Below are 20,025 nucleotides of genomic sequence, written 5' to 3'. Positions count from 1 at the left end.
AGCACCGACCGATTTGCGATTTCTTTCGGCTTATCGAACCGATCGCCAGTATCGCGCTCGAACCAGACATTGCGCCTAAACCCGCGAGTGTTTAAGTGCATACCGAATACAAAAATAACTAAAGACACGTATTACAGCGTGGCGCGCGACGCCACCGTTCAAATCGAAGACGCTCATGGCCAGCGCGAATAAGCGCTCGAGCGTCCCGTCCGCCAAATCGATGTAATGGAGGAAGTCATGCGTATCACCGTCAAGCTGGATGGATTCGAAGGCGCTCAATCGGCCGCCTACGCCATTTTGTGGCTCGACAGAGAATCCAGCCGCTGGTCACGCGAAGGTCACCAATCGATGGACGTGCCTGATTGGGGCGGTCTGACCAAAGGTGCGGGCGACACCGTGATCTGCGGGCAGGATGCGCCGCAACCGATCTGCGTGCTCGAACAACTCGATTTCGACGTACCGGGCGGTCCGCCCGAAGGGCTCGCCGGACGCGCGCTCTGGTACACCGATCAATCCGGCGCACAGAGCGAGGGACGCTGGCATGTGCAATGTATCGACCGCGCGCAGATCAAGGCGGAGCACGGCGTATTCGCTGGCGAGGAGGTCAACTGGACCGCGCTCTGAAGCGGGCAGGCACGACATCTCGAAGATAATGGGTCGCCGTTCGGTAGCGGCATGAGCGCCATGACGAAGACTGTCGTGCAAATCGGAATCGCTATCGCGCGGTAATTGGAAACTGCGCGGCGGTCGAACACCATGCCCGTGCCGCGCCGGCCAACGAAACGAAGACCACGCGGACCGTCGTAACGCCCCCTCGCCTCCGATCCTGGCCGCCAGTCGCGCGGCCTGTCAGCCGTTGCTCTATTGCGTGCTCGCTGCGACGCGACGCGCCTTGATTTGCATTAAGCATCCCGACAGTTGGTCGTTTGAATGCAATCGCTCTGGTGTTTTCCCTTGCCCCATTTAGCACGGTTAAATTGGTAGTATCAGGGGCCGGGCCGCGCGTCGAGAAGACGTGGCACACGGCGCACGTTGCCGCGCGATCGAATGGCTCCATGCATGAGAACGCGCTCCACCGAACGACCTGGGAGGCAAGATGAATCAGAAATTCAGCGATCCGTTCAGCCAGTTTGCCGCCATGTTTCAGCAGTATCAGCTTCCCGGTTTCGATGTCACCGCGATCATGGAATCGCGACGCAAAGACGTCGAGGCGCTCGCGGCCACCAATCGCGTTGCGTTCGGCGGCATCGAGGCCTTGCGCGACAAGCAACTTGAAATCTTGCGGCGCACGCTGGGCGATCTGGAGGATATCGCCAAGCAAATGGCATCGTCGGCCGCGAAACCGCCGTTCAACGCCAACGAAGTCGTGCAACGGGCATTGCACAATGCGCTCGCCGATATGCAGGACATCGCCCGCACCACGCAGCAGACGCAGGCCGAAGCCTATGCGCTCGTCACGAAGCGCATGGAGGACGCGTTGCAGGAACTGAAGGCGTCGGTCAACAAACCACAAGCTTGATCGCGCGAGATCAGCCAACGTTCCGGTGAGCCGTCGCTTACGTGGCGACGCTCACTTCTTCGCCTGCGTCGTGATTTGGAACATGTCCACGACGACTTTATCGCGTCCGTATTTGCCGGTGAGCGCCGTAAGACGCTTGTCGAGTGCGCGCAGATATTCGCTCTTCGCTTCACTGTCCGGGCGGATGGCATCGAAAAGCGGCGCGGGCGTCACGGTCAATACGATCATCTCCGAGCCGAACGGCTTGCCGACGACCCAATCGCCCATCGAGCCGAGTGTGGCCGCGTAGTTTGCAGGCGCCTGGTTGTCGCGGGATCTTTCGGTCGGCAGCAAATGCACCACGCTGCCGTCGAGCATGAAGTAATCGACTGTGACGTAGGACTCGAACGCGGGCGTCATCAGATCGACGATCAGCGGATCGCCTTCGGTCAGGCGCAACTGGTTCGACCGCGTATGGACCGATGCCGGATGTCCCAACTGCCGGTTCGCCGTCCAGTAAGGCGCGAAGACTTTGAGCAGATCGCATTTGTCGTCGACGACTTGCTGCACGCCGAAGTTGGTGGTCTTCACGCCGGGCACGCGTCCAAGCGTGTCCTTCAAACGCGCGAGCCCGTATTTCTCCGATATGAAACCCTGCACATCGACCGTCTGATCGTGAACCGATGCGACGAGCGCCGAACACGGCGCGCTCGCCAGCACCGGCGTGACTGCGGCCATCGTAAGCTGCGGTGCGGCGGCGACGGGAACGGCAGGCGTTATCGCGACCACCGACGCGCTCGCTTGCGGTTCGGCGCTCGACGGTCTTACTGGTTCGACCGGACTTGCGCTCGCGTTCGAGGGTGGCGCTTGTTCGCTGTTTTTTGACCGCTCGAAGAAGTAATAGCTCGCGCCCGCAGCAATGATCGCCGCAACCGCCACGGCTCCGATCGCAATCCTGGGGCCGACTTCGCGCTTCGGTTTATTGCTTGCGGGCGCAGCGGCAGGCGGTTCGCTAAGCTCATCCAGGAACTGCGTGACGCTCGGCGTTCGCGCCTCGCGTTCGAACGCCAGCGCGCCCTTGAGCGCCTTCCACTGCTTGTTGCCCAGATTCTCGGGCCGCTGCGGCTTCATGTTGGCGCTCTTTGCCTGCAGCGCGGGAACGCGCTCGAACGGATGCTTCCCCGCCAGCAATTCGTACGCTATACAGCCAAGCGCGTAGATATCGTCACGCGGATCGGGCTCGCGATGCTCGAGCATCTCCGGACTTGCATACGCAGGCGTGAGCGCGCCCAGGCTGCCGGGATCGAAGACCGTGGCCTCGCTTTCGTCCTCGGGGCGCGTGATTGCACGCGAAATGCCAAAGTCGATCACCTTCACTTCCGCCGTATCGGTGAGAAAAACGTTCGGCGGCTTGAAATCGCAATGGACGAAGCCTCGCTCGTGCGCGTATGCGAGCGCGTTCGCCATGCCCTTGAAGATCGGAAACATTTCGGCAAACGGCAGACCCTTGAAGTTCGGGTTCCGAAGCATTCTCGAAAGCGGCTGGCCGGAAAGATATTCCATCGTCAGATAGACGATCGAGCCATCGCGATCGAAATCGTACACGGTCACGATGTTGCGATGCGCGAGCTGCTGCGCCTTGCGCGCCTCGCGCTGCAGTGCGATCAACGATTTCGGGTTGCCGCGAAATTGAAGATTGAGAACCTTGATCGCCACGTACGGCCGTCGATCCGACGCTTCCAGCTTGCGCAAGTCGAGCGCTTTGTAGACCGTTCCCATCCCGCCGATGCCGAGACATTCCTCCAGCACGAAGCGATTGTTCAGCGTGTCGCCGACACCCTTGACCTGAACGACTTCCGTGAGCACCTGCGTGGCGTGGCCGGACGTCGATGCGCTCGCGTCGCCCGATGCGCGCGGCGGCAAAGGCGCCGGGAAACCCGGCGTGGTCTGCACGCGCGTCTCGTCGCGGCCGGGCGCGAAGCCGGTGCCGAACTCTGTTTCGGGATGAGCGAGCGCCACATGTTCGATGCGGCGTCGAATGGCAACGTAGATATCGGGTGGTAGAGGCCGAGCCGCGTGCTCCTCGTCGAGGATCTCCATGAGCCGCTTGGCCGGAGTTCGTTCGATGGCGAGCGCGCCATCGACCCCGGCAAAGAACTCGTCGCGCGACCCGCCGTCGCCCCGATATGTACGAATCGCCTGCGCAAAGCTTGTCATCTGTGCGACGCGACGCGGCTCCAAATCGACCGACAATTCACTTGTCGTAACAAATACCCAGTAATCGCTTGATACTAGCCTCCGCATGCGCCTTACGCAAATGGCGTTTTCGATGATGCGCGGCATCGCGCACATGTCGTTCGGATACCGACATGTTTGGTTCGGGTGTTGGTTCGGTTAAGTCAGGTACAGGCTTTTGCGTCTTATTGCGCGCGGTTGGCCAAGCGGCTCGTCGCTGCGTAAAGCACGTCACACATGGGGTCCGTCGATTCGTTCATGCCAAGGCGTTCGACTGGCATACCTGATGCATGACATGACCGGAAAGGGTACGACGTTGCACTCTCGATCAGGCATGGTGCATTCAGTGAATCACGCATGCATCATACAAACGGCCAAGGGTGACACCCCTCCGCCGTCTTGCCGCTTGGCACATCCGGTCAGAATGAAACGGTCGCGGCGGCACGAGTAGCCTTGCGTGGCAGCGTCAGACGAAATGCATATACTTAATGCGTTCTGCGTTGGTCGAATGTGCATGCTGCATGCAAGGTAAGTTCGACGCGCCGCATCTGACCGGGATCGGCGCGGCTTCAGGCTTCTCACTTTTTTGGAGGACACAGTCATGGCCATCGTCAAAATCAAGGATCTCGCGGACAGCATCGAGTTGGACCGTCAGGCAATGACCGCGATCACGGGCGGCGCACGCAGCGGTGCCCGTCCGCTCTTTCGTATCAGGCCGAAAGCGAACGCGAATCGCGTGGTCGATTATCCAGGCGTGCCGGTGAACGATGTGCCCGCTGAAAAGCCTGGGCCATTCACGACCAAGATCGTGTCGAAGAAGTAGCGTTTGAGGACACGACGCTTACGTCCGTCGATGTTCGCGGGGTGAACGATTAGCGTGCTGCTTATGCATTGAAGCAAGCAGCAAACGCGAGGCACGGTGGTCGTAATACAAAATGCCACCGCGCTGCGTCATGCATGCAAAACGCCAACGAGCGGTGCGTCAACTACGCACCGTCATCCCGATCGTGCCCATTCCGCCCGTCAATGGCGTACCGATCGACCGCCCGCTCCGCTTCACAAGCGCAAGCCTGATACGTTCGCGTGTATCGCCATCGAAATCGCCGAGATATCGCGTCTTACCGGCCACGACCGCCCCAACCGGCAAGCCATCCAGAAACAACACGCGATTGCCCGCAATCGCCGGCACTTTCTCGCCTGGCAGCAACGTGCCCACGAGGTTCAGCGGATCGACCGCGCCAAGCGCGACGAGCGCGCCCTCTTTCGCCCGCCTGCGCACGTCGCGCAACAGCGGCACCGCATCCGGCAATGCAAACTGCTCACCCGCGAGTCCCGCAACAAAGCGCCCGCCGCGAATCTCGCCACGCGCTTCGAGCCGATGATAGACACGCAGCAAATCGCGCCACGGCGGCAGCCACTGCGCTTCGCGTTCGAGCAGTCGCCAGAACACGACACCATACCGGCGCAACAGCGCAAGCGCGACGTGCTCGATGTCCGCATCATCGTTGGAATTGGCTCGACGCAAGAGCGCCCAGCGGCCCGCATCGTCCATCCCGCCGATGAAAAGCCCGCCGCGCCGCTGCCGCCGCGCGAACACATTGCGCTTGGCGGCCGGCGCCAGAAGCGCGCGCAAGCCCGCAAAACTGTCCGCGTTGACGAGGCCCAGCGCGACCAGTTCGCCGAGCCCATCTTCGAGTTCCGTGCGCAGGAGCCGTACATCGGCGAGAAGTTCGTCGAAGAACATCGCGCCGTGCGTGCTCAGGGCCTCGAACACGCGTTGCGCGCGCGACGACAACTGCGGCGCTTCGTCGGGGCGCATCAGCGTATTCCATGCCCCCAGATGGCGACGCGGCAGCAGCACGATCGGCGTGCCGCGCACCGGGCCACCCGTCGCGCGCGCACGGCCGGCCGGACGCGTCCACACGATCTTGCCCGCACGGCAAGCCTCGTCGAGCCACATGCCCGAGTAATCGGCGATGCGCGCCGGCAGGATTTCATCCTCCCACGCCACGGCGGGCGCCTCGAAGCCTTCGAGCTGTTCGAGCACGCCGAGAAGCGCATCGCGGCCTTCGCCGTGAGAATCCGGCGCGACGCGTTGCCATTCGAACAGGAAACGCATGAAATCCTGCCGCTCCACGGGTTCGATTTCGCGACGCAAACGCCGCACCGTGTAGCGATGAATCCGCGCCAGCAGATGCCGCTCGCACCATTCCTCGTCTTTAGCCGTGGGCGTGAAGCAGCCACGCATTACATAGCCTTCGGCTTCCAGACGCGTCAACGCCGAAGCCACGCTCGACGCAGGCAACGCAAGCGGACGCGCAATTTCCGGCACCGTCAGCGGACCGAACCCCGAGAGCCGCGCGCGGACGATCTCGACGAGCGCGTCATCTTCAGTCCAGGCATGGTCGAAACCGGGCGGCGGCTGCAGTGCGGGATGCATCGGCGCATGCGTATAGACCGCGCGCAGGCAGGCAAGCCGCTCCACGGCGATCCACAGCGCGTCGTGCTCCGCAATCTGCAAGCGCGTCGCACGCCCGGCGCGTGCGAGCGCGTCGAGCCACGCTGGCCAGCCGTCGCAACGCGCCGCCTCGCCATGCGCGATGCACGCGAGACCGGTCAGCGCTTCGTGCATTTCATCGGCGCTCGTCACCGCGGGCCAGGCTTCCGCGCGCACGCTTTCGATAGCGTCGGCATCGAGCGCGCCGAGATCATCGGTCGATTGCGGATCGGTCCAGCGGCGCGCCAAGACAGCCTGCGTGCGGCGCTCTTCGAGCGGGGCGTCGTCGAGAAAAGCATACGGCCGCGCCGACAAAATCTCGGCGGCAAGCGGCGACGGCGCGGGCAACTCGCGCGTGACGAGCCGCACATCGCCCGTTTCGATACGACGCAAAAGTGCAAGCCAAGTCTCGCTGTCCATCGCTTCGTGCAGACAGTCGTCGAGAGTCTGCTCGACCAGCGGATGCTGCGGAACCTCACGCTCGCCCGCGATGTTTTCCGCGCACGCGACCTGATCCGGGAAAACGGCGGCGAGCAAGTCCTCGCTTCGCATGCGCTGCAACTGCGGTGCGACTTTGCGGCCGCCCGAATAGCGCGGCAAGGCGAGCGCGTTGGTCGCGTTCCAGCGCCAGCGCACGCCGAAAAGCGGTGCGTCGAGCAACGCCTGGATCAGCACATGTTCCGCGCTTGCCGATTTCAGATACCGCCAGACTTCATCGAGCGCGAAGCTGTGGCTGCCCGTGAGCGACAGGACGATGGCATCCTCCGTCGCCGCCGCCTGCAGTTCGAAATTGAAGGTGCGGCAGAAACGCTTGCGCAACGCGAGACCCCACGCGCGATTGACGCGGCTGCCGAACGGCGCGTGAATCACGAGTTGCATGCCGCCGGATTCGTCGAAGAAGCGCTCCATGACGAGCGTGTCCTGGGTCGGAAGCACGGTCAGCGCGGCGCGTGCGCGTGCGAGATATTCGACGATCTGACGCGCGGCATTGGCGCCGATGCCTTCGGTTTCATCGGCGAGCCATGCGATGGTGGGAGCTAGCGAGTCGCTAAGTGCGTCTTTCGCGCTGTCGGCGTTGCGCGCGTCCTTCGCCGCGTTCGCCGCGTACGCGTCATTGGCGCCATGCGCGAGGCTTAAATCCTTCGCGCCCTTGGCCCCGACACCCGCCAACCGCGCATCCACCCCCGCCCGCAACCGCGCGATCGCGAAGGAAAGCTCACTGCTGCGCCCCGGCGCCTCTCCAAGCCAGAACGGAATGTTCGGCGGCTGACCATTCGCGTTCTCCACTCGCACCCGGCCACCTTCGATCCGCATGATCCTGTACGACGTATTACCCAACTGAAAGATGTCTCCAGCCAGACTCTCGACCGCGAAGTCCTCGTTCACCGTGCCGATCTGCAAGCCCTGCGGCTCCAGCAGCACGGCGAAGTCGGCGTTGTCGGGAATCGCGCCGCCGGAAGTCACGGCCGTCAACTTGCCGCCGCGCCGTCCGCGCAACGTGCGGCTCACCGCATCCCGATGAACATACGACGCGCGCACGCCCTGCCGCCCCGTATAGCCCTCGGCGAGCGTGCGCACCACTTCGTCGAAGCGGGCGCGCTCGAGCGTCGCGTACGGATACGCACGCCCGATCAGCTCGAACAATTCATCCTCGCCCCATTCGCGACAGGCGACCTCCGCCGTGATTTGCTGTGCGAGCACGTCGAGCGGCGCGCGCGGAATGGAAAGCGCGTCGAGTTCGCCACGCCTCACGCAATCGAGCAAGGCCGCGCACTCGATCAGGTCGTCGCGCGAAGTCGGAAAGAGCCGCCCTTTCGGCACGCCGCCGACGTGATGCCCCGAGCGCCCGACGCGCTGCAAGAATGCGCCGATCGATCCTGGCGAGCCGAGTTGGCAGACGAGATCGACATCGCCGATATCGATACCCAATTCCAGCGATGCCGTCGCGATCAACACACGCAATTCGCCGCGCTTCAGGCGCTGTTCGGCGGAAAGCCGCTGCTCGCGCGCAAGGCTGCCGTGATGCGCCGCGACCGCGTCCCGGCCAAGGCGCTCGGTCAGATGCCGCGCCGCGCGCTCGGCCATGCGTCGCGTATTGACGAACACGAGCGTCGTGCGATGCATGCCGGAAAGCTCGGCCAGCCGGTCATAGACGCGCTCCCACATGTCGTTCGACATGATCGCTTCGAGCGGCATCGGCGGCATTTCGAGGGCGAGATCGCGGGCACGGACGTGACCGACATCCACGATCTCGCACGGCTTTCCGACGCCCGCGAGAAACTTCGCGACGAGCTCGATCGGCTTTTGCGTCGCCGACAAACCGACGCGCACCGGCCGCGCCGCGCCGCGCGCCTCGCACAACGCATCCAGCCGTTCGAGGCTCAGACTCAGGTGCGAGCCGCGCTTGCTGCCCGCCACGGCATGGATTTCATCGACAATCACCGTGCGCGTGGTCGACAGCATCGCCCGGCCGGAATCGGACGACAGCAGCAAGTAAAGCGATTCAGGCGTCGTCACGAGAATATGCGGCGCGCGCTTTCGCATGGCGCTGCGTTCCTGCTGGGTCGTGTCGCCCGTGCGCACGGCGGCGCGTATCAGCGGCGCGTCGGGGCCAAGCTCGCGCGCAATGCCCGCAAGCGGCTCTTCCAGATTTACGCGAATGTCGTTGGACAAGGCCTTGAGCGGCGACACATACACCACGCGCGTCTCGTCGGGCAGCACTTTGCCGCTTGCCGCGCTTTCCACGCCTTCGCGCACGAGTTCATCGAGCGCGGCGAGAAAGGCCGTCAGCGTCTTGCCCGAGCCAGTTGGCGCAGCCACGAGCGTGGAACGGCGCGCGTGGATGAGCGGCCACGCGCGCGCCTGCGCGGCGGTCGGCGTTTCGAAATGCGCGCGAAACCAGTTGACGACGGCGGGATGAAAGCCCTTCAGGGCGTCGGTGCGGGTCATGCAGTCATTGTATGAGGGGTTTTGAAACTGCGTTTATCAGGCTTTTTCGGACGAATCCCATGCGAGAAAGGTAGGCTGTCACTGATCCTTACGGCTCCGCGCTTCTGGCCATTTCTACGTCTTATGATCGTCATCAGTCTGCTTTTCGACCATGCGCCTGCCGCGCTTGCCAATCATCGGCGTTATGCGCGCGGGCATGGTTATCGGCACATCGAAATCGATATGTCCGAAATCAGCGGCTGCAGCGACGAAACACGCTGGATCATCAAATACGAAACGCTGCTGCATCAGCTTCGGCTTGGCGAATGAGGACGAACTCGTCTTGCTGTTGAACGAGAATGCCGCGATTCTCAGGCCGCTCGCTCTGCCGGAACTCATGCAGGGCCGCGACTGGCTTCTAACCTGCATCGAGTCCGATCTGCCGCAACTCGACATGCAAATTTGGCGCAAGACCGAGCACGTCATGCGTGAGTTGTTCGAGATAGTCACGCGATGCCGCAATGGCGTCGTGCTTCCGAAGGAAGAAGCGCTCCTCTTGCAGGCATTTGCGTATTGTCCGTCGCGGTATCGCGTTGGTGATGTCATGGCTGTCGTGCCCGCCTCCACCAACGTCGAGAGCGTCTGGGCGCACTGGTCTGCTTTCTCGGTCAAGATTTGTGACCAGAAGCATCATCGGCGATTCCGCAATGCGCTCCTCGAACATATCAACGACTGCCAGACGCGCGGCCTGCCACTGCTTTCGCTAAACGACACCGGCATTACCGATACATCCGCCGTCAGTATTCGACAGCCGAATCGGTCGGTCGCGATAGTGACGCTATACACGCCGAACAAAAGGGCGATCAATATTATTTCAACGCCGAATTTTCCACGCGCCCCGACTTCGACGCAACGCAGGTAGCCAGTCTTATCGACTTCAACACACCCTGGATTTATCAGCGGCCGACCAGCTTCATGGTGCATTACATCGGCATATGGGAAACCCATAAAGCGCTGCTGATGGACTAAGATCTCAGGCAATCCGCCCGCGATTAACCTGCCTCTGCATGCTTGCGGACATCATCTGGCGAACCCAAGTATGATGTTCGCGGCATCGCGTCACACTCCCGCACGGCGCTGCAACTAAAGCGCAACAATAAAGCTCGAACATGGCAAGTACACGCGCCAGGCCGTATCCCGACGCTCGATTTCTCACTTCACCGCAAGGAGATGCAATTGAACGACGACGTCCAAGGCAGGACAGCAACCGAGACGCCTCTTTCCACCGACCTCCTGCGTAAGCTCGACGCATATTGGCGAGCCTGCAATTATCTTTCGGTCGGCATGATTTATTTGCGCGCGAATCCGTTGCTGCTCGAACCCCTCAAGCCCGAACACATCAAACGGCGTTTGCTCGGCCACTGGGGCTCGGACCCGGGGCAATCGTTCGTATGGGTGCATTTAAACCGTCTCATCAAGCGCGACGATCTCAACGTCATGTTCGTCTCGGGCCCTGGACACGGCGCGCCCGCCACGCTTTCCAACTCTTACCTCGAAGGCCATTACTCGGAAATCTATCCCGATCGCAGCGCCGATGAACACGGCATGCAGCGGCTTTTTCGCGCCTTCTCTTCGCCGGGCGGCATCGGCTCGCATTGCACGCCAGAAACACCAGGATCGATTCACGAAGGCGGCGAGCTCGGCTATAGCTTGTCGCATTCGTTCGGCGCAGCCTTCGACAATCCCGATCTGATCGTCGCCACGATGGTCGGCGACGGCGAAGCCGAAACCGGACCGCTCGCCACGTCCTGGCATTCGAACAAGTTCCTCAATCCGATCACCGACGGCGCCGTGCTGCCGGTCTTGCATCTGAACGGCTACAAGATCGCCAATCCGACCATCCTTGCGCGCATTCCACATGAGGAGCTCGAAGCGCTCTTCAAGGGCTACGGCTACACGCCATATTTCGTCGAGGGCGACGACCCCGACACCATGCATCAGAAGATGGCGGCGACGCTGGAACATTGCATCGGCGAGATTCGCGCAATTCAAGAGCGTGCGCGCGCGAGCAAGGAAAAGGTGGAGCGTCCGCGCTGGCCGATGATCGTGCTGCGTTCGCCGAAAGGCTGGACCGGTCCGAAAGAAGTGGATGGTCACAAGGTCGAAAATTTCTGGCGCTCGCATCAGGTGCCGGTGGCCGATCCGGCGACCAGTCGCAAAAATCTGCAGGTACTCGAAACCTGGATGCGCAGTTACAAGCCCGAGGAGTTGTTCGACGAGAACGGCCGGCTGATCGAGCCGCTGCGCGAACTTGCGCCGGAAGGCGCGCGCCGCATCAGCGCAAATCCGCATGCAAACGGCGGCGTGTTGCGGCAATCGCTCGATCTACCCGACATTCGTGATTTTGCATTCGAATTCAAAAGCGCGGCCGGCACGTATCAGTCGCCAACGGCCGTGCTCGCCATTTATCTGCGCGAAGTGATCCGTCGCAACATGACGCGCTTTCGTCTATTCGGTCCGGACGAAACCGCGAGCAATAAACTCGACGGCGTCTATGAAGTTTCGGGCAAGCGCTGGCTTGCGGAAACGCTGCCCGAAGATGCAGACGGCGGCTTCCTTTCCGTCGATGGCCGCGTGATGGAGATGCTCTCCGAACACACGCTCGAAGGCTGGTTCGAAGGCTATGTGTTGACCGGTCGCCACGGTCTTTTCGCGACCTACGAAGCCTTCGTGCACGTGATCGACTCCATGTTCAATCAGCACGCAAAGTGGCTCGAAAAAGCAAAGAATGAGATTGCGTGGCGCGCGCCGGTGCCATCGATCAATTTGTTGATCACGTCACTGGTATGGCGGCAGGACCATAACGGCTTCACGCATCAGGATCCTGGCTTTCTCGATGTCGTCACGAACAAAAGCCCGGGTGTCGTGCGAATTTATCTGCCGCCCGACGCGAATTGCCTGTTGAGCGTCGCGAATCATTGCTTGCGCTCGCACGATTACGTGAACGTGATCGTCGCGGACAAGCAGCCGCATCTGCAGTATCTGAACATGGAAGATGCCATCGTGCATTGCGCGAAGGGCATTGGCATCTGGGATTGGGCATCGACGGATAAGGGCCACGAGCCCGACGTGGTGATTGCCAGCGCGGGCGATATCGCGACCATGGAAGCGCTCGCCGCCGTCGAGATTTTGAAGGCGCAATGCCCCGATCTGAAGATACGCTTCGTCAATGTCGTCGATCTTTTCAGGCTGATGCCGGATACGGACCATCCGCATGGTCTTTCCGATCGCGACTTCGACTCCATTTTCACGCGTGATAAACCGGTCATCTTCAACTTCCATTCCTATGCGTCGCTCGTGCACAAACTCACGTACAACCGCACGAATCACGACAATCTGCACGTGCATGGTTACTGCGAGCGCGGCAACATCAACACGCCGTTCGAGCTTGCGATCATCAATGGCGTCGATCGCTTCTCGCTTGCCATCGACGTGATCGACCGCGTGGAACGTATCTCCGATACCGCCGCGCATACGAAGGAATGGCTCAAGAATCAGATCATCGAGAGCGTGCAGTATGCCCATGCGGAAGGTATCGACCGCGACGAGATCCGCGAGTGGACATGGAAGGACTGACACCATGACACAGGGCATTCTCGTGTTGAACAGCGGCTCGTCTTCGCTCAAGTTCGGCGTGTTCATGGCGAACGACGGCGACGATGAGGCGTGGCTCACGGGCAGCGCGAAGGGCATCGGCCGCGACAACGGTTCCTTGACGATGCGTTCTTCCGACAAGCAGATCGATGTCGCGCAGGACCATCTGATGGAGTCGCAGCACGACGCGTTGCAGCGTGTCGCCGATGCCCTGCGCGAGCATATGCGCGAACCGCTTGCAGCGGTCGGGCATCGCGTGGTGCATGGCGGGCCGGATGTGCGGGAGCATCGCGAGATTACTTCCGCGCTCAAGGACACGTTGCGCGACGCCGTGCCGTTTGCGCCGCTACATCTACCGCAATCGCTTGCCCTCATCGACGAAGCGCAGGGCATCTTCACTGGCATACCGCATTTTGCATGCTTCGATACGGTATTCCATCGCACGATGCCGGAGCGCGCGACGCGTTATGCGTTACCGCGAGAGTTTGCCGAGCGTGGTGTCACGCGTTATGGATTCCACGGGCTGTCGTATGAATCCATCGTCAACGCGCTTGGCGCGAAACTGAAGCCGCGCACGGTCATCGCGCATCTTGGCAGCGGCGCGAGCCTGTGCGCGTTGCAGAATGGCCATTCAATCGATACGTCGATGGGGATGACGCCCACCGGCGGCATTCCGATGGCGACGCGCAGCGGCGACCTCGATCCCGGTTTGCTGATTCATCTCTTGCGCCAGGAGTCGCTCGACGCGGATGCGCTGGAGACGCTCGTGAATCGGCAAAGCGGTCTCAAAGCGTTATCGGAATCGGACGACGATATGCAAACGCTGATCGAACGCCGCGATCACGGCGATGCGAACGCAACGCTTGCCATCGACGTGTTTTGCACGGCGATACGGAAGACTATCGGCGGGTATGCGGCTTTGCTCGGCGGGCTGGATGAGATCGTGTTCAGCGGAGGAATTGGCGAGCATAGCGAGGCGGTTCGTGCGCAGGTTCTCGATGGGCTTTCGTTTCTTGGGGCTTCGCATCGGGTGGTGGAGACCGAGGAGGAACGGCAGATTGCAAGGCATTGTCGGCGGTTGCTTGATGCGTGACTGGTTGCATTTTGCATGCAGTGTGCCGTCGGATGGTCGGCGGCATTTTGCATGCAGAGTGCAGCGGACAAGACGTAGATCTTTACGTTGCGTGCACTCGTACAAGCAACGCAACGCGCTAACCACGATCCGATTGCACGCCGAGTTTCTTTGACTTTTGCATGCAAAAGGCTGCACAACGTGAAAGCACCAAGCGTGAAGAACGGCCACGTGTCGACAAATCCCATTCTGCATTCAACGTACCGAATGCAGCATGCAATAGGCAAAGCGCCCGGTGAACAACCATCGCCGGGCGCTTTTTCAACCTTCCTCGGACCACCTTGGTCCTATTTCTCCGAATGATCCCTTTGCCGCAACGACTGCGGCAGCCCATACAAGAGCAGCAGCGCGCAAATCAGGCTCATCGCACCGATGGCATACAGCGCAGGCGTCGTGCTGCCGGTGACATCACGAATACGTCCGACCATCACCGGGCTCACGATGCCTCCAAGCTGTCCAAGCGTATTGATAAGCGCGATCCCGCCCGCCGCGCCTGCTCCCGTCAATAGCTTGGGCGGCAACGCCCAGAACGCCGGAATAGATGCAATTACGCCCGCACCCATCACACCGAGCGCGGCGATCAACAAGGCCGTCTGCTTGTCGAACACGCCGGCCGCGAAGAAGCCTGCAGCCGCCATCAGAAGCAATACACAAACGAACTTGCGCCGCTCGCCGGAGCGATCCGACATGCGCCCTACCACGACCATGCAGATCGCCCCGCAGATATAAGGCACCGCCGTCAACAGACCGATGATCGTCGGATTCTCCGTCCCGGCGGCGCGAATCAAATGCGGCGCCCAGAAGTTGAGACCGTACGATCCGACTTGAATCAGAAAGTAGATCAGTCCGAGCATCAGAAAACCGGGGGTCTTGATCGCGCCGAAGAGCGAGTGCCCGGAGTCCGTGTGCTGGCTCTGCGTCGCGATTTGGCTTTTCAGGTAAGTCTTCTCGGCGCCCGTGAGCCACGCGGCATCGTCGATACGATCTTTCAGCACCTTCAAAACGAGGATGCCAAGCAGCACGCAAGGCAGGCCGCCAAGCAGAAAGAGCCAATGCCATCCGGCGATACCGAACACGCCGTTCATATGCCCCAGCACGAGCCCGGACAACGGGGCGCCAAACAAACCCGAGAACGCCGATGCAAGAAACAGCAGCGACGTGATACGTCCGCGATAGCTCGCCGGAAACCACAGCGTCAGGTAGTAAAGCACGCCTGGCGCAAAGCCCGCTTCCATCGCGCCGATGATGAAGCGCAAGCCATAGAACTGCCACTCGGTCTGCACGAAAACCATCAGCGCCGTTGCGATACCCCATGAAATCATGATGCGCGCTATCCATCGACGCGCACCGACTTTGTAGAGCAGCAAGTTGCTCGGCACTTCGAAAAGCACATAGCCGATCACGAAGAGACTCGCGCCGAGACCGTAGGCGGTATCGGAGAAACCCAACGTGCTTTGCAGTTGAAACTTCGCGAAGCTGATATTGATGCGGTCGAAGAACGCGAACAGATAACACAGCATGATGAGCGGCATGAGACGCCATGCCACCTTGCGGATGATGTCCGCGGTATTGCCTAGCGCTTGCTCACGCGGCGCACCTACGCTCAAGTCACTCATGTTTGTCTCCTTGCTCGAAGCAAAGTGGCCGGATTGTTTTGTGATATCCGGTCGTATGGTTTGTCGTCGATGATTTCAGATTGCGCGCACGTAATCGGGAACGGGATGCAGGTCGCAGTTGCGTCCTGCCTTCGCGACTTGTCCCGGCACGTCATGGCCGACGAGCGCAGGCAAAGTGCGTGACAACGTGATGAGCTTCTGCAAATCGACGCCTGTGGGTATGCCCATCTCGTCGCACATGTTCACGAGGTCTTCGCTACATATGTTTCCCGATGCACCCGGCGCAAATGGACAGCCACCCAGGCCGCCGAGCGCGGCATCGAACCGGCGTGCGCCTGCGTTGTATGCGGCAAGTACGTTGGCAAGGCCTAGCCCTCGCGTATTATGAAAATGCAACGTCAACGCAGCGGCCGGCACTTGCTCCAGCACGCGCGTAACGAGCCGCGCGACCTGTCGCGGATTCGCCATGCCCGTCGTATCGGCAAGCGTGATGCCATCGATACCCAACTCGCGATATGCCCGCACGATCGACACCACTCGGTCTTCATCGATATGCCCTTCGAACGGACAGCCGAACGCGGTGGCAACCGTTGCATTGAGCATGGCCTTCGTACCTTGCGCGAGCGCGACGATATCCCCGAAGCCCTCAAGCGATGCCTCGCAACTCATGCGCATGTTGGCGCGATTGTGCGTCTGGCTTGCAGACATCACGAGGTTCAGTTCGTCGGCGTTCGCATCGAGCGCACGCTGCGCGCCCTTCACGTTCGGCACCAGCGCGACATAGATCACGCCTTCTTGACGCTCGATGCCCTTGAACACGGCCTCGCCATCACGCAACGCAGGAATGGCTTTCGGCGATACAAACGAGCCCGCTTCGACGCGCGTGAAGCCGCACGCCGAGAGACCATCGATCAATGCAATCTTGTCGGCAGTCTCGACCCAGTTCGATTCGATCTGCAAGCCGTCGCGCGGCGCGACTTCCTGAACGAGCAAACGATCATCGTTCATTGAACCGCTCCTTCGGCACGAAGCCTTTGCACTTCGCTTGCATCGAAGCCGAGCGATTCCAGCACCGATTGCGTATGTTCGCCAAGCGTCGGTCCTTGCCAGCGCACTTCGCCTGGCGTATCCGACAGTTTCGGCACGATTCCCGGCATCTTCACCGATGCACCGCCCGGCAAGTCGGCCTGCAGCAACATATCGCGCGCCTGGTAATGCGCATCGTCGATGATGTCCGCAACGGAATAGATGCGTCCCGCAGGGACTTCCGCAACGGCGAGTGTGTCGAGCACATCGTCCATTGCATGATGCGTGGTCCACGCCGTGATGGCTTCGTCGAGCATCGCACTCTGCCGCACACGACCATCGTTGTGCGCGAGCGCGGGATCGTCGGCGAGATCGGGGCGGTCTATCACGTTCATCAGACGCTTGTAGATCGGGTCGCTGTTGCCTGCGATCACGACGAAGCCGCCGTCCTCGGTCCGATAGGTGTTCGATGGCGCGATTCCCGGCAGCGCGCCGCCGCTGCGCTCGCGTACATGCCCGAGCAAATCGTATTCGGGTACGAGGCTCTCCATCAGGTTGAAAACACTTTCCACGAGCGAGACATCGACCACCTGACCGTCGCCTTGTCCGGTCTTGACGCGCAACAGGGACATCAACGCGCCGATCACGCCATGCAGCGACGCGAGTGAGTCGCCAAGACTGACACCGACGCGCGCGGGCAGGCCATCGGCATCGCCGGTTGTATACCGAATGCCACCCATCGCTTCGCCGATTGCACCGAAGCCCGGCCGGTCACGATACGGGCCCGTCTGACCGTAGCCGGAAATGCGTACCATCGTGAGCTTCGGGTTGATTGCATGCAAAACGTCCCAGCCAAGGCCAAGCTTTTCGAGCGCGCCCGGCCGCATATTTTCGATGACGACGTCCGCATCCGCCGCAAGACGCTTGATGACGTCCGCGCCTTCCGGCGACTTGAGATTCACGCACACGGATTTCTTGTTGCGCGACTGTAGATACCACCAGAGTGACGTGCCTTCATGGAGCTTGCGCCATTTGCGCAAGGGATCGCCGCCGTTGGGGGTTTCGATCTTGATGACTTCGGCGCCGAATTCGGCCAGCATGCGCGCCGCGAAGGGCGCCGCGATGAGAGTGCCGATCTCGATGACGCGAATGCCCTTGAGGGGTCCGCTCATGGTGCTTGTCTCCATTTATGATTTGCTTGAGACAAGCTTATTGGCGAACGCTCGACCGCGTCCAACCGCATTTTGGCAAGCATCGTTCGCGAATGACGAACGCTCGCTTATGTGCCCGCTTCCACCGATCGCAAATGATCGAACAAAAGACGGCTCACTGGCGACAAGGCGCCCGTATCGCGCACGACGATCACGAGGCTGCGCGCGGCCCACTCCTCGTCGAGCGCGACGGCAGCGAGTCCAAGCTGTCGCCCCATCGCCTCGAATACGCGATGCGGCAACACGCCCACGCCCATGCCCGCCTGAACCATGCGGCACACGGCATCGAAGCCCGGCACATGAATGCGCAGCCGCAACGCCTTGCCAGCTTGCCGCGCGGCCAGATGCGTGCGCATATTGATGGAACTGGCCGAATGCAGGCCAATATGGTCGAAGTCGAGGGTATCGGCGAAAGTGACGTGCTCGCGTTGGCTCAGCGGATGATCGCCCGGCGTCACGATCACGAGACGGTCATGGCGGTAATGCGTGGATTGAAGTCCGCGCGTGTCGGCATCGCCCGAACAAATGCCGAGATCGACGAGACTATCCAGCACGCCTTCCACGATGCCGCCGCTCGGCCGCTCCTCCAGATCGATCTTGATCTGATCGTGCACGGTGATGAACGCGCGCAAATCTTCCGGAAGGAATTCGACGATGGCGGAAAGATTCGCCATCATCCGCACATAACCGCGCACGCCGCTCGCATGTTCCGCCAGTTCGATGCCGATATTCTCGACATCGCGCAACACGCGGCGCGCATGGTGCAGAAGCGTTTCGCCCGCGGGCGTGAGCTCCATTCCACGCGCCTTGCGCTCGAACAACACGGCGCCGACCGCTTGCTCGAGTTCCAGCAACCGCTTGCTCGCCGCCGATACCGCGATCGCTTCACGTTCCGCCGCGCGTGTGAGCGTGCCTTCCTCGAAAACCGCGAGAAAGAGTTGCAGCGTGGTGAGGTCGAGGCGCCGGAGCAGGTTGCGAGAGGTCATGGCATGGTGCTTCAGCGCGCGTACTTGAACGTGCCTTGCGCGCTCGCAATCATCACGCGCTCGTCTATCCACGCTTCGCCGCGCGCAAAGTAAACCGAGCGTCCCTGTCGCTCAAGGAATCCTTTGGCGACCACCTTGTCGCCAATACCTCGATCCAGATAGTTGACCGTGAGCGAAAGCGTGAACCCGTGGATGGGCGTGGAACCGCTCGTGAAAAGACCCGCGTAACCGCAGGCGGCGTCGAGCAAGGTAGCGATCGCGCCGCCCTGAAGAATACGTTGACGGTTCAAATGCCCCGCGTGAATTGGCATATTGAATTCTGCATACCCGGCGCGCCATGCCGTAAGGGTCGCGCCAAGCGCTTCGAGAAACGGATTGTCCAGATCCAGGTTCGCCACGTTTGCGGATCTCCTTGCATCGTCGATGCTTGTGGGTGCTGCGCGGGTTTGGAATATTGCATTCGATTGTGCCATCGAGGCGCGCAACGTGCCGCCACGTTGGGTTTCTCGCGCACATCAAAAAACCCGCGCGAGGCGGGTTTTGAAGAGGTCGTTCTAGTCTTAGGCCTTCATTTGGTCGGCGCAACTGCGCGCAAAGCGTCGATTCGGCTGACGAGCTTGAGATACCACGCGAGCATGGCAAAAGTCGCGAGCTTTGCCAAAGACTCGACGCTCGATAAGAACGCCAGCCATGGCGCGTGAATGAATTCGGCGGGCAAGTCAGGTACGATGGCCAGCACGCTCGTCAAGCATACAAAGAGCAGTAGATAGCGCGCCGACTTGCGTCCGGCAAGCGCAAAGGCTGCGATAGCGCCGAGCATCGCCTTCGAAAAGATGACACCGGCAATCTCCTCCGTGCTGCTGTTGGCGTCGATTTCCCAAGGCGCCTCGAATATCGACCATGCAACGACTACACACGCCGACGCTGCAACCGCACGGCGCAGACGATCCGCGTCCGCCACGAGATCTTGAAGCGAGCGCTTGCCTGACGGCGGTTCGAACGGGGGCGTGACAGGCAGCTCGAACGCGACCGGCGGCAAGTCGGCTGGTCTGTCGCGCATGCGCGGGGCGGGCGGCGACATCAGTTCCAGTGGCCCGGGATCGTCACCGCCGCTCATGACACGCTCGCAAAACATGCGGTTGCCGAGCGGTCAAATCTTGCCGCTCCCCGATATCTTTCATTGGAATTCTCCATTCACAAGCGTCAGCGTAGGCGATCAAAAAAACTCGCTCCACGTTCTCA

14 protein-coding genes are annotated in these 20,025 nt (G+C 61.1%); 6 read left to right on the top strand and 8 right to left on the bottom strand.

What is annotated here, in order from left to right; genetic code table 11:
* Positions 1-237: 237 nt before the first annotated feature.
* Both NCR40_RS16350 and phaP read left to right on the top strand, forming a co-directional pair.
* Positions 238-624 (top strand): DUF3564 family protein, encoded by a 387-nt coding sequence (locus NCR40_RS16350; protein WP_244828335.1) that lies wholly within the window; start codon positions 238-240, stop codon positions 622-624.
* 472 nt (positions 625-1,096) lie between these two features.
* A complete protein-coding gene (gene phaP, locus NCR40_RS16345; protein ID WP_244828337.1) occupies positions 1,097-1,519 on the top strand; it encodes a phasin family protein in 423 nt (140 codons plus the stop codon).
* A 51-nt stretch (positions 1,520-1,570) separates the two neighbouring features.
* On the opposite strand, the gene NCR40_RS16340 is transcribed toward phaP, so the two are convergent.
* Entirely contained in the window at positions 1,571-3,715 is a 2,145-nt protein-coding gene (locus NCR40_RS16340) for a serine/threonine protein kinase (RefSeq protein ID WP_250509977.1), read from the bottom strand.
* Positions 3,716-4,334: 619 nt separating this feature from the next.
* On the opposite strand from NCR40_RS16340, the gene NCR40_RS16335 reads away from it, so the two are divergent.
* Positions 4,335-4,556 carry a hypothetical protein gene (locus NCR40_RS16335; protein ID WP_244828340.1) on the top strand — a complete coding sequence of 74 codons (222 nt, stop codon included), beginning with the start codon at positions 4,335-4,337 and terminating at the stop codon, positions 4,554-4,556.
* 159 nt (positions 4,557-4,715) lie between these two features.
* Here the strand turns inward: NCR40_RS16335 and NCR40_RS16330 are convergent, their stop codons facing one another.
* The gene (locus tag NCR40_RS16330; RefSeq protein ID WP_250509976.1) at positions 4,716-9,179 is read right to left on the bottom strand and encodes an Lhr family helicase; all 4,464 of its coding nucleotides are present in this window, start codon (positions 9,177-9,179) and stop codon (positions 4,716-4,718) included.
* A 151-nt stretch (positions 9,180-9,330) separates the two neighbouring features.
* Here NCR40_RS16330 and NCR40_RS16325 point away from each other — a divergent pair, with 151 nt between their 5' ends.
* The 3 genes from NCR40_RS16325 to NCR40_RS16315 all read left to right on the top strand — a co-directional run bounded on the left by NCR40_RS16325 (position 9,331) and on the right by NCR40_RS16315 (position 13,905).
* Positions 9,331-10,080, top strand: coding sequence for a hypothetical protein (locus NCR40_RS16325; protein ID WP_250509975.1), 750 nt, complete (start codon positions 9,331-9,333; stop codon positions 10,078-10,080).
* Between the two features lie 314 nt (positions 10,081-10,394).
* Positions 10,395-12,794 (top strand): phosphoketolase family protein, encoded by a 2,400-nt coding sequence (locus NCR40_RS16320; protein WP_250509974.1) that lies wholly within the window; start codon positions 10,395-10,397, stop codon positions 12,792-12,794.
* 4 nt (positions 12,795-12,798) lie between these two features.
* Positions 12,799-13,905 carry an acetate/propionate family kinase gene (locus NCR40_RS16315; RefSeq protein ID WP_250509973.1) on the top strand — a complete coding sequence of 369 codons (1,107 nt, stop codon included), beginning with the start codon at positions 12,799-12,801 and terminating at the stop codon, positions 13,903-13,905.
* 326 nt (positions 13,906-14,231) lie between these two features.
* On the opposite strand, the gene NCR40_RS16310 is transcribed toward NCR40_RS16315, so the two are convergent.
* The 6 genes from NCR40_RS16310 to NCR40_RS16285 form a co-directional block, all read right to left on the bottom strand.
* Positions 14,232-15,560 carry an MFS transporter gene (locus NCR40_RS16310; RefSeq protein ID WP_244828349.1) on the bottom strand — a complete coding sequence of 443 codons (1,329 nt, stop codon included), beginning with the start codon at positions 15,558-15,560 and terminating at the stop codon, positions 14,232-14,234.
* A gap of 75 nt (positions 15,561-15,635) precedes the next feature.
* The gene (locus NCR40_RS16305) at positions 15,636-16,568 is read right to left on the bottom strand and encodes a hydroxymethylglutaryl-CoA lyase (RefSeq protein WP_250509972.1); all 933 of its coding nucleotides are present in this window, start codon (positions 16,566-16,568) and stop codon (positions 15,636-15,638) included.
* The gene (locus NCR40_RS16300) at positions 16,565-17,758 is read right to left on the bottom strand and encodes a CaiB/BaiF CoA transferase family protein (RefSeq protein ID WP_250466830.1); all 1,194 of its coding nucleotides are present in this window, start codon (positions 17,756-17,758) and stop codon (positions 16,565-16,567) included. The genes NCR40_RS16305 and NCR40_RS16300 overlap by 4 nt, the downstream gene beginning before the upstream one ends.
* 107 nt (positions 17,759-17,865) lie before the next feature.
* Positions 17,866-18,783 (bottom strand): LysR family transcriptional regulator, encoded by a 918-nt coding sequence (locus NCR40_RS16295; protein WP_244828354.1) that lies wholly within the window; start codon positions 18,781-18,783, stop codon positions 17,866-17,868.
* A gap of 11 nt (positions 18,784-18,794) precedes the next feature.
* A complete protein-coding gene (locus tag NCR40_RS16290) occupies positions 18,795-19,181 on the bottom strand; it encodes a PaaI family thioesterase (protein ID WP_250466828.1) in 387 nt (128 codons plus the stop codon).
* A 170-nt stretch (positions 19,182-19,351) separates the two neighbouring features.
* On the bottom strand, positions 19,352-19,900 hold the full coding sequence (locus NCR40_RS16285) for a hypothetical protein (RefSeq protein WP_250509971.1): 549 nt from the start codon (positions 19,898-19,900) through the stop codon (positions 19,352-19,354).
* Between the last annotated feature and the right edge of the window lie 125 nt (positions 19,901-20,025).

This window comes from Caballeronia sp. GACF4, assembly GCF_023631025.1.
In the GTDB taxonomy this organism is placed as follows: domain Bacteria; phylum Pseudomonadota; class Gammaproteobacteria; order Burkholderiales; family Burkholderiaceae; genus Caballeronia.
This window is presented reverse-complemented; position numbering and strand designations above follow the sequence as displayed.